This is a genomic window from Niallia nealsonii, from assembly GCF_002835805.1.
GTDB lineage: Bacteria > Bacillota > Bacilli > Bacillales > Cytobacillaceae > Niallia > Niallia nealsonii.
The window spans coordinates 16,728-28,820 of the sequence record NZ_PISE01000048.1 but is presented as its reverse complement, the minus strand read 5'-3'; the positions used below and the strand labels follow the sequence as shown (position 1 = coordinate 28,820).

Sequence of the window (12,093 nt, the reverse complement as noted above, 5' to 3'; positions counted from 1 at the left end):
TCCGTTAGAAGCGTTAAGATATCAATAAAAGGAATAGGAAAAAGGAGGGGATTCTATCAGTCCTACTCTAGAAAAGGTGTTCGCTTTCTAGAGTAGGAAATTAGGATTCCCTATTCTTTTCTATAGATATTCTTGTATAATAAGGAAAAATATAAAAGGAATTAGGATATGAAACATATATTGATTGTCGAAGATGAATTAGCAATTTCAATGGTATTAGGGGCTTATTTAGAAAAAGAAGGCTATACAATCAGCTATGCTTATAACGGAGAAGAAGCACTTGAAAAGGTAGAGGAGGTGCATCCTTCTCTTATCTTGCTGGATATTATGATGCCATATCTGGACGGATGGGGAGTGCTGAAATATATTAGAGAAAAAAGCGCCTGTCCCGTCATTATGTTGACTGCATTATCTGATACTGACCAGAAATTAAAGGGATTTGGAGAAGGAGCAGATGATTATATCACTAAACCTTTTGTTGCAGAAGAAGTGATTGCGAGGGTTCAAGCAGTACTGCGGAGATCGCCACAATATCAAAAAGAAGAAGATATAAAGTATTATGGAAACTTAAAAATTAATTATTTATCCCATCAAGTTTTTTTAAGTGGAATTGAGATACCGTTTACTCCAAGAGATCTTTCTGTATTTCTTTTTTTGGCAAGCAACCCAAATCAAACTTTTACAAGAGAACAACTTCTCGATCAAGTCTGGGGGATAGATTATGACGGAAGCGACAGGGCTGTTGATCTTGCTGTAAAACGAATTAGGAAATTACTAAATGGGTGGGATTCTCAAGATGGAGAAATTAAAACATTACGTGGGTTGGGCTATCAATTCTACGTTCAAGAAAAACAATAAAACGAAAACGCCCCTACTTTATTATTGGACAAAAAGGTATCTATTCACATTAGTAGTTGGTTTGATTATTATTGGAGTGGTATCTATATTTTGGATACGCCATAATGCGTTAGAAAATAAGCTTGAATTAACAAAGCTAGTGGCACAGGAAATATCAGATAGGGCAAGTGATATGGAGCTAGAAAGTATTTCGGAGACTCGATTTCCTTTTTTGCAAGATAGACAGCAGTTTATCAATAATGGGCAGCCTCTAACGATCTATATTAAGACAAAAACAGGTGAAATTATTTCCCCTACGAAAGAGAGAGGACCAATTGATGACAGCCAGCAAGAATCATTGATTCAATCCATGGATCTGGCAAATAAACTGACGGTAAAAACCATTGATTTTATAAACAATCGAAAAGCCTCTGTTATTATTTCACCAATTAAAAAGGAAGGGAAGATAACAGGATCTGTTTATATTATTCAGCCACATGATCAATTGAATCATATAAATCGGGAAGAATACCAGTTATTAGGATTGCTATTGACTAGTCTTGCACTGCTTGGCTGGTTTGTTATTTATTTTTTATCAAAAAAAATGGCGAAACCAGTAGAAGATGTAGCAGTAGGTGCCCAAAAGCTGATGAGCGGAAATTATGATATTCGATTGAATGAGGAGGTGCAGGAAAAGGAACTGCATCAACTTGTGTTATCCTTTAATGAATTGGCTAATCGACTACAAACTTTAGAAGGCTTGCGAACTCAATTGCTAGCAGGTGTTACTCATGAACTGAAAACGCCTATTACTTCAGTCAGTGCACTTATTCAAGCGGTAAATGATAATATTGTTTCAGATGATAGGAAAAAAGAGTTTCTAAACATGAGTTTGAAAGAAGCTAAACGTTTGCAAAGTATGGTAGAGGATTTGCTTGATTTTAATAGTTTTAGTGCAGGCTCTATTAAGGTGAATTTAGAAAAAATGAATCTGCAAAGCATATTAAAAGAAATTGTCTACCAGTGGGAAATTGTGCATAGTGATGCATTAAAAAATGTAGAGTTAAGATATGTTAGTCCAGAAGAGGGAGTTTTTGCAATGGCAGACAGTGTTCGCCTTCAGCAAATAGTGGTGAATTTATTAAATAATAGTTTGCATGCAATAAAGGGGAAAAGTTTAGGAAAACTAACAATTGGTCTAGTGTGTGATGAAAATAATGCATATATTTCGGTAGAAGATAATGGATATGGTATACCTAATGAAGAACAAGCCTTTATTTTTGAAAGATTCTATCGTGGAAAAAATAAAAAAGATGTAGAACGGGGACTTGGTCTTGGGCTTCCATATAGCATGTTATTGGCAAAAGCACAAAATGGTTATTTATCTTTACAAACATCAGATGGTTCTACTACAATATTTTTATTGAAATTACCTTTAGTAAAGTAGAAAAACTAGTTAGGATTTGTTAATCATTAATGGAGAAGAGTGTTCATATGCTTTTTTTTCTAGCTATGTCTAAATAACTGCGATTAGTTTGGTTCATTCGTTTTTTGCGGATGAACCAAAAATCTTTCTATTCACAATATTCATTAGCATAGCTTTATTTAAAAAAATAACTGCAAAGGGGCGTACAGTTAATGGAAGAGCGGGAAGAGAAATTTTGTAAAGAATCGCTGGTAGTAAAAACAAGCAGAATATTTCCAATTGATACGAATAACCACAATAGTTTATTTGGAGGAAAGCTGATGAGTTATATTGATGATGTGGCTTCTATATCAGCTTCTAGGCATTCTAGAAGCGATGTAGTAACCGCATCAACAGATTCAGTAGATTTCTTAATGCCGATTAGACCAACAGACTCCGTTTGTTTAGAGTCGTATGTGTCCCATACTGGCAGATCTTCTATGGAGGTTTTTGTTAAAGTAATCGCAGAAAATTTAAAGACAGGGGAGCGGAAATTAGCTGCGACTTCTTTTCTGACGTTTGTTGCTTTAGATGAACATGGAAAACCAACCTTGATACCAAAAGTGGTTCCACAATCCCCAGAAGAAACAATGCTGTTTAATACGGCAGATGAACGAGTGAAGATTAGAAAAGATAGAAGAGAGCACAGTAAGGCATTTGCAAGTGTTGTCAACACAAATGCACCATGGAGCTAGCAAATTAAAAAAACTGGAGCAGTTAAATTAGAAGTCCACCCAAATTGCAAAGGGGAAATGGGGTCTAATAGCTTGCTCCAGTTTTTTTATTTACTATTTTAATGAATTAATTTTATGCTTACCTTTCATCCTGGTCAGGTGAACATATTTTTTGTAAGTTTTTCTATCAAAATTTATTTCATTTCATATTGTTTTCTTTCCTAATTTTGGTATCTTGAAAATAATTGTCGGAATTTATACTCTTTTCTGAAAAAATAGGTTAGGTTATCTAACAAAAACAAAGACACTTGTCTTATAGAGGATTATAATCCATACAAGGAAGTTCTAATATTGGGATTTAATTCCTTTTTTAGAATAGTAGTTTTATCTGTATTCCTAAATTAAAGACAAGAGAAAATAGGGGGCTAACTATGATTTCAAAAAAAGTTTTATCGTTAGCAATGACAGCAACTTTGGCGCTTGGTGTAATTAGTGGGTGTTCTTCAACAAGCAGCTCTGACGGTAAAGACAGCGGGTCAGACGGAAAAACAGTGATTAAGATTGCTACACAATCTCCCTTATCTGGAGGAAGTGCAACATTAGGCGAAGCGATTAAACTAGGGGCCCAATTAGCAATTGAAGAACAAAAGGATAAGTTTGCTGATATGGGATTTGATCTTCAATTAGATGCAAAAGATGATCAGGGAGACCCGAAAAAAGGGGTAGCAAATGCTCAGTTAATAGGTGCTGATCAAGCTGTTCTAGGTGTAGTAGGGCACTTGAATTCAGGTGTATCTATTCCAGCATCTGAGGTTTATGAAAAATATAATATTATAAGCATTTCTCCAGCAAGTACAGCAACTGACTTTACTGATCGCAATCTTAAATCAGTAAGCCGCGTTGTTGCCCGCGATGATTTCCAAGGTCCTGCTGGTGCACAATATGCCATTAATACGTTAAAAGCAAAGAAAATTTTCGTAATTCAGGATAAAACTGCATATGGTTCTGGATTAGCGGATGCATTTAAAGCAGCAGCGGAAAAATTGGGTGCTGAAATTGTAGGATATGAAGGCATTACAGTTGGAGAAAAAGACTTTAATGGTGTTCTAAATCAAGTATCTTCTAAAAAACCAGATTTAATCTACTTCGGCGGTTTATATTCTGAAGGTGGTTTATTAGTGAAACAAGCTCGTGATAAAGGCATCGATGCACCATTTATGGGTGGAGATGGTCTTGATTCTTCTACATTTGTTGAAATTGCAGGGGATTCTGTGAAAAATTCTTATTTAACATCTGTTGCAGGTGATGTAGCGAAAACAGAAGAAGGCAAAAAATTCGCAGAAGATTATAAAGCGAAGTTTAATAAAAATATAGAATCTTATTCTGCATATGCATATGATAGTGCGGGTGTTCTATTAGCAGGTATTGAACAAGCGATTAAAGATAATGATGGCAAATTGCCGACACGCGAAAGTGTAATGAAGGTAGTCCGTGCTACAAAAGATTATAAAGGTGTAGCAACAGAAGTTGGATTTGATGATAAAGGGGACAACACGTATGCAAAAATCTTTATTTACAAATTTGACGAAGCAAAATATCCAGCAACATTGGATGGAGAAATTGAAAAAGAATAGTTGAATAGAAAGGGTATGGATATCCCGTACCCTTTTTACTTTTAATACACGATATTAAAATAATATACAAAAATAGTAAAAATGATTACTTGTACATAAAAACTTTAAATAAGAATATGGATGCCAAATTGAAATAGTACTAGATGTTCATTTGAGGTTAAAAATATAATAACAAAAGTGTGGGGAAGAAAATGCTGACAGATATATTACAAACTTTACCGCAAGTTTTAATAGACGGACTAACTTTAGGTGCTGTATATGCTGTAATTGCTTTAGGCTATACAATGGTTTATGGAATATTAGAACTAATCAACTTTGCACATGGAGAAATATTTATGACTGGTGCTTTTGTTGGAACAGCCGTTTTATTGGTGTTTACAAGTCTTGGCTGGACATCTATGCTGCCTGCAATCTTTACATTAATTATCATGCTGTTGATATCAAGCCTTATTACAGGTTTTATGGGAATGGGAATTGAAAGAGTAGCCTATCGTCCGCTAAGGAAGGCGCCAAAATTAATAGCTTTGATTTCTGCTATTGGGATTTCTTTTTTGCTGCAAGATATAGTCCGTTTTATTACAGAATTATACAAAGGAAATTATATTTTAACGGCGCCAAGCTTTTTTAGCCATCAGATTAAAATGCCTTTAGGTTCTATCTTTCCAGGAATTTCAAATGCTAGTTTTAAAAGTTCCTTTTTAGTTGTTATTATAGTGGCTGTTATTTTAATGGTTGGACTTGATTTTTTTGTTAATAAAACAAAATGGGGCATGGCGATGAGGGCTGTTGCACAAGACAGGGACACCGCATCATTAATGTCCATCAATGTGAATAAAGTTATTTCTGTCACATTTTTTGTTGGTTCTGCATTAGGAGGTGCAACAGGCGTCCTTTTTGCTATTCAATATGGCACGATTGATCCGTATATTGGATTTATCTTAGGATTAAAGGCATTTACAGCCGCAGTGCTTGGCGGGATTGGAAATATTCGTGGTGCAATGGTAGGCGGATTGACTATTGGCCTTGTAGAAATGTTTACTGCCGCAAATTTATCTGTAATAACAGGCGGGCTTTTAGGCGCCGAGTATAAAGATGTTGTTGCTTTTGCTATTTTAATTATTGTCCTGATCTTTAAACCAGAAGGCTTGTTTGGGAAAGCCGTAGCAGAGAAAGTGTAGGTGGGAACAATGACAAAATTAATAGAAACATTACAGAAGAATAAAATGGCACAAGCAATATTATTTTTATTATATGTGTTAGTAACGAGCGCTAGTTTATACTTGGCCCAACAATCAGTCGTCGCCTTTTTGCTTTTGCTGTTTTCTCTATTAATTCTCTATTTTTTAAAATTAAATAATAAAATAAAATGGGGAGTTGGCCTCATTATTTTAGGATTTATCCTTCCATTTTCAGCAAGTCATGGACCTGCCTATCAATCTTATATGGAAGTTGCTACAATGGTAGGAATTTATGTTTGCATGGCGTTAGGATTAAATATAGTGGTCGGCTTGGCTGGACTTCTTGATTTAGGTTTTGTGGCATTTTTTGCAGTTGGAGCATATACGTATGGCATTTTTGCTACAACACAAGCCGCTAATTTTATGCCTTTTGGCCAGTATCCTTTATCAGGAAATAGTTTTTGGATTTTTATCATCATCGGTCTTTTCGTCGCAGCATTATTTGGAGTTCTTTTAGGTATTCCAGTTCTTCGGGTAAAAGGAGACTATTTGGCAATTGTTACATTAGGTTTTGGAGAAATTATTCGAATTGTATTCAATAATTTAGATAAGCCGGTAAACATTACAAATGGAGCAATGGGACTTGCAAGTATAAGTCCACCAGAAATATTTGGAATAAAACTTATTTTTCCTAATCAATTTTATTATGTCGTATTAGTTGTATTTGTAGTTGTTATTTATACAGTCACAAAATTAGAACATACAAAATTAGGGCGTTCATGGAAAGCTGTAAGGGAAAATGAAATAGCTGCACAAGCGATGGGAATACCCCTTGTAAAAACAAAATTGACGGCTTTTGCCATCGGCGCCTCTTTTTCAGGAATGATGGGGGTTGTATTTGCGGCAAAACAAACATTTGTAGATCCAACTAGTTTCACCTACCTTGAATCTACTACTATCCTAGTAATGGTAATTTTAGGAGGGATGGGTAGTGTTCCTGGTGTAATATTAGGTGCTGCTGTTATTACCATTTTAAACTTGCAAGTTTTAGCAGAAATTACTACATGGCTTGGTTCTATTATGGCAATACCTGATGCATTATCTCCAGCGAAAATGCAAAGATTTATTTTTGGTGCATTATTAATTGTGATGACTCTGTATCGTCCGCAAGGATTGATACCAGCAAAGAATTTAAAATTTAATGCTAATAAATTAAAACAGCGAACAGAAGAAAAGCCCACAAGGGTTGATGCTGGTAAAGAATTTAAAGCTTAATGGGAAGAAATGAACACAGTAACCAGGAGAAAAGCAAGTTTCCTGTAGTAATTAAGGAGGAGCAACAAGTGAATATACTCGAGGTGAAAGGATTATCCAAAACATTTGGTGGACTTGTAGCAAATTCAAACATTGATATGTATGTGGAAAAAAACTCGATAACAGCAGTTATTGGACCAAATGGCGCGGGAAAAACAACCTTCTTTAATATGATAACGGGTGTCTATAAACCAACATCTGGAGAGATTCTTTTAGAAGGAAAACCAATTGGCGGTCTAAAACCTCATATTGTAGCAAAATACGGTATTTCCAGAACATTTCAAAACATTAGATTATTTAATGATATTACTGTTTTAGAAAATGTATTAATTGGCATGCATAACCATATTAAAGCCAATATAATTGGCACATTGCTGCAGCTTCCAAAATCAAAGCATGAAGAAGAAGATGCTAAAAAAGAAGCCTATCGTTTGCTAGAATACGTGGGACTAGCAGATTTATTAAATGAAGCAGCTGGCAATCTTTCTTATGGTGCGCAAAGAAGACTAGAAATTGCTAGAGCATTGGCAACAAAACCGAAAGTTTTATTATTAGACGAGCCAGTAGCAGGGATGAATCCGAAAGAGACAAAAATGTTAACAGATTTAATTCAAGATATGTGCAAAAAAATAGATTTAACAATTATTTTAATAGAACATGATATGAAACTAGTAATGGAGATTTCCAATCATATTATTGTACTTGATCATGGAGAGAAGATTGCAGAAGGCGGACCAGAAGACATTAGAACAAATTCGAAAGTAATTGAAGCATATTTAGGCAAAGGAGCAGTAGCACTTGCTTAAAAGGAGGGGCAGCATGGAGAAAATACTTGAACTTAAGAGCATCGAGGCGTCATATGGGGGCATTCAAGCATTAAAGGGAATCAGCCTTCATGTTGACAAAGGAGAAATTGTGACCCTTATTGGGAGTAATGGTGCTGGAAAGTCTACTACATTAAAGTCTATAAGTGGACAGGTTCCAGTAAAAAATGGGTCCATTTTTTATAAAGGAAACACAATAACAAATATTGCTGCACATAAAACAGCTGTCTTAGGCATTTCTCAGGTTCCAGAAGGAAGGAGAATTTTCCCTAAATTATCTGTTAAAGAAAACCTTTTAGTGGGTGCTTTTTCAGTTAAAGATAAACATTTAATTGAAACAAGAATGAAGAAGGTTTTTGAATATTTTCCAAGGCTCCATGAGCGGGTAGAGCAAAAAGGAGGGACAATGAGCGGAGGAGAACAGCAGATGCTCGCTATTGGCCGGGCATTAATGATGCAGCCAGAAGTATTAATGCTTGATGAACCATCAATGGGATTAGCGCCAATTATTGTAGAACAAATTTTCGAAATAATCAAAGAGTTAAACAGGGAAGGAATGACTATCCTATTAGTAGAACAAAATGCATTTCAGGCACTGCAAATTGCTAATAGAGGGTATGTTATTCAGACAGGACAAATTGTCTTAGAGGGAACGGGGGAAGAGTTAATTACGAATAAACAAGTACAAGAAGCATATTTAGCATAATGAAAAGCTATGTAGAAATTCTATAAAGGAATTTCCACATAGCTTTTTTCTTAGTAATTTAAAAATTTTACACAAACAGGTTCAGGTGCATGAACGTCTGTTTGAAGCAAGGTAAGCTTTCCTGAAACTTGGTTTCTTTCAAATAAAGTAAGGGTGTCAGATTGTTCGTTAGATGCAACAATAAATTGTTCTGTTGGATCCAAAACAAAATCACGAGGCCAATTGCCTTCTGTAGAAATACGTTCTACAAATACTAACTCTCCTGTTTCACTATTGGCGCTAAAAACCGCAATAGAATTGTGGCCACGATTTGCCGCATAAACAAACTTGCCATCAGATGAAAGATGGATAGCGCTACCTTGACTGTTTTCTGTAAAATCAATTGGTAGTGTGGAAATATATTGAAGTTCTTCTAGTTTTCCACTTTCCGAATCGTAAGAAAGTGAGATTACTTCATTGCTTAATTCTGTCATTATATATGCAAATTTTCCATTTGGATGGAAAGTAATATGGCGTGGACCACTTCCCGGTTTTACAGAAAGGCTGCTGACTACTTGTAAATCACCGTCTGACAGCTTGTATGTTTCTACTGTATCTGTACCTAAGTCAACAGAAACCACAAAGTTTTCATCAGGTGTAAAACCTACAAAATGCATATGAGGTTTTTCTTGTCTAGCTGTATTTGGGCCTGTGCCTGAATGTTCAATAATAGAAGAAACTGGCTGAACAAAACCGTTCTCTTTATTTAAAGGGTAAGCTTCTGCTGTGCCTTTGTGGTAGTTTCCTGCAAGGACATAATTTTCATTTGAGTCAACGCTTACATGACACGGTGAAGCACCTTCAGCATATTGACCATTCAGCAATTGCAGTTTGCCGTTAGACGAATCAATTGCAAATGCAGAAACTCCTCCAAGAGAACCCTCTTTTCCAACTGCGTAAAGAAATTTATTATCAGTTGTTACGGTTAAATAAGTAGGGTTATCTACTTCAGCAACTAATTCTACAGCCGATATTTTTTTCTCCTCTGTATCTAATGAAAAAGTATAAATGCCTTTGCTTGTTGATTTTGTATATGTACCGATATAGCCTAAAAACTTTTTTGAATTTGTCATGTACAGATCTCCTTTAATCAATAATAAATTTATTATAACAAAAAATAGGAAGATTGAGATAATTTGAAGCTTAGATTTTTTCGCCTCTCAATAACTCCTGCTATTACAGTTTCGAGTTACTTTTTTATATCCTCTTTGATAAGGAGTTAAACAAGGCTCATTATTTGTTCTATTAAAAATTGTTTTTATCATGCATTAATGGACTTTCCCCCACTGATTTAAAGTTTTACTTTATAAAAGTTTTAGATAAATGAATAAAATCTTTATAATCATCCATACTATCTATTTGCTGACTATAAAAGATAAAAAGAAGGCTCACGAGAATTATGATGGAAAGGATAGGAAAATGAAGAAAAGAATTTGGTTTAATCAATGGTTCACAACAGTAGCGCATTTTATAAATATGATTCGCTCTAATAAGGATGGATACCAATTTACAGTATATGGAACATCTGTAAACAAAGATGCCTTATATTTAAGCTACTGTGATGCGGCATATCAAGAACCAAATATTAATGGGGAAGAATATATTTTATTTTGTTTAGATTTTTGTCGAAAACACCATATTGATATTTTTGTGCCAAGAAAAGAAAAGGTTTTAATAGCAAAGAATTTACATCAGTTTCATCAACTCGGGGTAAAGGTATTGGTTTGCCCCGATGCTAGTTTAATGGAACGATTAGATAATAAAGAAAAAACATATAGATATATTGCGAATCATCCTATTTTAAGGAAATATATCCATATCCCTGATCATCTTATTGTGGAGAATGGAGAAACATTTGTAAAGGCATATCATGCTTTAAAAGATAAAGGTCATAAAGTGTGTTTTAAACCAGTAGTAGGAGAAGGAGGAAAAGGCTTTCGAATTATTCAGGATAAAGCAGAATCGATTGAGGAATTGTTTTATCAAGGGACTTCAGCCAATATATCCTATAAACAAGCATGTGAAATATTGTTTCAGCAATCAAAATTTCCGCCTCTTATGGTATCGGAGTATATGGATGGTTATGAGTACAGTATAGATTGTCTCGCTTATGATAGAGTATTGATGGCGGCTATTCCAAGAAAAAAAGAAAATGGTCGGGTTAGAGAGTTAGAAAATAACAAAGAGCTTGTAGAGATTGCAAGGAAAGTTAATGAGGTGTTTAACATTCCTTTTGTATATAATATTCAAGTGAAGTATAAAGATGGGATACCAAAATTATTAGAAATTAACCCAAGAATGTCAGGAGGGCTTCATTATAGCTGTTTAGCAGGGATTAATATTCCGTATCAAGCTATTAAGCTGTTATTAGAGGGAAAAAAAGCAATAGAAGTTTTCCAGCCTCGTTTTGGCATTCGTTCAAGCTATATAGAAAAGGAAGTTATTTTAAACAATATATATTCCAATTCAACGATTTTATATAAATAGAAGCACTATTCTAACAAACTGATCTTCCATAGAAAGGTCAGTTTGTGTTGTTATTACGTTCTTTATAAAATGCGAAAATAGTTGGCATAAAGAATAATTACGATTTATTATTTTACTTGCTAGCACTATTTTATAAAAATATTCTTAAAAAGAGCATGAAAATTAATAATGATTTATGAATGAATCATTATTAATTTTCATGATATATAGTAGAATGTTGTTCTTTATTAAGAATTTATGAAATAGAAGAATGGAGTCCAAGGAATGAAAATCTTAAAGTTGGCATGGAAAATACGCTGGTATTTATGGCAAGCAAAAAAATATTCAAAAAAAGCAAATAAAGCAAATAAAGCTGGCTGGGGATTAGATAGAAATATGTATTTCCAAAAATATTGCTATTATCAAGATACAGTCAGAATAATGGAAGAAAAACTAGGCTAAAACAAGGTAATCCTGTTTTTGTGGATCAGTTCTTTTTATCCTTGGGAAAATAAGGGAAGTATAGATAGTGCTGATTGAATATAGATATGTTGTGGAAAAAAACATATACTTATTCAGTTTTTATGCACAAAAAAAACATTGTTAAATAAGTATTCCACAGGTTTATGCACATTATCCACAAAGATAAGTACGATTATCTGATAAAACTGTGGATAAGTTAACTGATAAGATGTAAACGTTTTCTGTGATTGTGGATAAATAAATTTTTTTATTATAAAAAATGTGCGTTGAAAAAAGTGATTTTCCAACGCACATCTATTAATGTTTTGATTTTCGATCTTGTCTTCCGGCAGCTAGGTCTGCCATTTTAAATTCATGTTGATAGGTAACCTCTTGCATACTTGATAAAGTCCTTTTACTTTTATGTTTTTTCTTTTTTTCCATAGATAACACCCTTTCCTTTTTTCTATTTTCCCCCCATTTTAATAAAAAAA

The 12,093-nt window shown here is 34.3% G+C and carries 12 protein-coding genes; 10 read left to right on the top strand and 2 right to left on the bottom strand.

Translation table 11 applies throughout. From position 1 onward, the window contains the following. Positions 1-168: 168 nt before the first annotated feature. The 8 genes from CWS01_RS19420 to CWS01_RS19385 all read left to right on the top strand — a co-directional run bounded on the left by CWS01_RS19420 (position 169) and on the right by CWS01_RS19385 (position 8,632). The gene (locus CWS01_RS19420; protein WP_101178866.1) at positions 169-858 is read left to right on the top strand and encodes a response regulator transcription factor; all 690 of its coding nucleotides are present in this window, start codon (positions 169-171) and stop codon (positions 856-858) included. Beyond that, the gene (locus CWS01_RS19415; protein WP_168714427.1) at positions 797-2,284 is read left to right on the top strand and encodes a HAMP domain-containing sensor histidine kinase; all 1,488 of its coding nucleotides are present in this window, start codon (positions 797-799) and stop codon (positions 2,282-2,284) included. Before CWS01_RS19420 ends, CWS01_RS19415 begins: the two co-directional genes overlap by 62 nt. A 191-nt stretch (positions 2,285-2,475) precedes the next feature. After that, complete coding sequence (locus tag CWS01_RS19410) at positions 2,476-2,997, top strand: acyl-CoA thioesterase (protein WP_101178864.1); 522 nt, start codon at positions 2,476-2,478, stop codon at positions 2,995-2,997. Between the two features lie 410 nt (positions 2,998-3,407). Beyond that, positions 3,408-4,610: a branched-chain amino acid ABC transporter substrate-binding protein gene (locus CWS01_RS19405; RefSeq protein ID WP_101178863.1), complete on the top strand. Its 1,203-nt coding sequence runs from the start codon at positions 3,408-3,410 to the stop codon at positions 4,608-4,610. A 191-nt stretch (positions 4,611-4,801) separates the two neighbouring features. Further along, positions 4,802-5,788 (top strand): branched-chain amino acid ABC transporter permease, encoded by a 987-nt coding sequence (locus tag CWS01_RS19400; RefSeq protein WP_101178862.1) that lies wholly within the window; start codon positions 4,802-4,804, stop codon positions 5,786-5,788. 9 nt (positions 5,789-5,797) lie between these two features. Further along, a complete protein-coding gene (locus CWS01_RS19395; protein ID WP_101178861.1) occupies positions 5,798-7,063 on the top strand; it encodes a branched-chain amino acid ABC transporter permease in 1,266 nt (421 codons plus the stop codon). A gap of 68 nt (positions 7,064-7,131) precedes the next feature. Continuing rightward, on the top strand, positions 7,132-7,908 hold the full coding sequence (locus tag CWS01_RS19390) for an ABC transporter ATP-binding protein (RefSeq protein WP_101178860.1): 777 nt from the start codon (positions 7,132-7,134) through the stop codon (positions 7,906-7,908). A 13-nt stretch (positions 7,909-7,921) separates the two neighbouring features. After that, positions 7,922-8,632 carry an ABC transporter ATP-binding protein gene (locus CWS01_RS19385; protein WP_101178859.1) on the top strand — a complete coding sequence of 237 codons (711 nt, stop codon included), beginning with the start codon at positions 7,922-7,924 and terminating at the stop codon, positions 8,630-8,632. Between the two features lie 50 nt (positions 8,633-8,682). Here the strand turns inward: CWS01_RS19385 and CWS01_RS19380 are convergent, their stop codons facing one another. Further along, positions 8,683-9,744, bottom strand: a complete 1,062-nt coding sequence (locus tag CWS01_RS19380; protein WP_101178858.1) for a lactonase family protein — start codon at positions 9,742-9,744, stop codon at positions 8,683-8,685. Between the two features lie 346 nt (positions 9,745-10,090). Here CWS01_RS19380 and CWS01_RS19375 point away from each other — a divergent pair, with 346 nt between their 5' ends. Both CWS01_RS19375 and CWS01_RS22535 read left to right on the top strand, forming a co-directional pair. Next, positions 10,091-11,158 carry an ATP-grasp domain-containing protein gene (locus tag CWS01_RS19375; RefSeq protein ID WP_101178857.1) on the top strand — a complete coding sequence of 356 codons (1,068 nt, stop codon included), beginning with the start codon at positions 10,091-10,093 and terminating at the stop codon, positions 11,156-11,158. A 264-nt stretch (positions 11,159-11,422) separates the two neighbouring features. Continuing rightward, complete coding sequence (locus tag CWS01_RS22535) at positions 11,423-11,599, top strand: hypothetical protein (RefSeq protein ID WP_157827704.1); 177 nt, start codon at positions 11,423-11,425, stop codon at positions 11,597-11,599. A 318-nt stretch (positions 11,600-11,917) separates the two neighbouring features. Here CWS01_RS22535 and CWS01_RS19370 read toward each other — a convergent pair whose 3' ends face one another. Next, positions 11,918-12,043 carry a YfhE family protein gene (locus CWS01_RS19370; protein WP_101178856.1) on the bottom strand — a complete coding sequence of 42 codons (126 nt, stop codon included), beginning with the start codon at positions 12,041-12,043 and terminating at the stop codon, positions 11,918-11,920. Between the last annotated feature and the right edge of the window lie 50 nt (positions 12,044-12,093).

Coding starts and splice junctions, on each gene's coding strand:
- CWS01_RS19420 (WP_101178866.1), top strand. CDS start 169: ATGAAACATATATTGATTGTCGAAGATGAATTAGCAATTTCAATGGTA.
- CWS01_RS19415 (WP_168714427.1), top strand. CDS start 797: ATGGAGAAATTAAAACATTACGTGGGTTGGGCTATCAATTCTACGTTC.
- CWS01_RS19410 (WP_101178864.1), top strand. CDS start 2,476: ATGGAAGAGCGGGAAGAGAAATTTTGTAAAGAATCGCTGGTAGTAAAA.
- CWS01_RS19405 (WP_101178863.1), top strand. CDS start 3,408: ATGATTTCAAAAAAAGTTTTATCGTTAGCAATGACAGCAACTTTGGCG.
- CWS01_RS19400 (WP_101178862.1), top strand. CDS start 4,802: ATGCTGACAGATATATTACAAACTTTACCGCAAGTTTTAATAGACGGA.
- CWS01_RS19395 (WP_101178861.1), top strand. CDS start 5,798: ATGACAAAATTAATAGAAACATTACAGAAGAATAAAATGGCACAAGCA.
- CWS01_RS19385 (WP_101178859.1), top strand. CDS start 7,922: ATGGAGAAAATACTTGAACTTAAGAGCATCGAGGCGTCATATGGGGGC.
- CWS01_RS19380 (WP_101178858.1), bottom strand. CDS start 9,744: ATGACAAATTCAAAAAAGTTTTTAGGCTATATCGGTACATATACAAAA.
- CWS01_RS19375 (WP_101178857.1), top strand. CDS start 10,091: ATGAAGAAAAGAATTTGGTTTAATCAATGGTTCACAACAGTAGCGCAT.
- CWS01_RS22535 (WP_157827704.1), top strand. CDS start 11,423: ATGAAAATCTTAAAGTTGGCATGGAAAATACGCTGGTATTTATGGCAA.
- CWS01_RS19370 (WP_101178856.1), bottom strand. CDS start 12,043: ATGGAAAAAAAGAAAAAACATAAAAGTAAAAGGACTTTATCAAGTATG.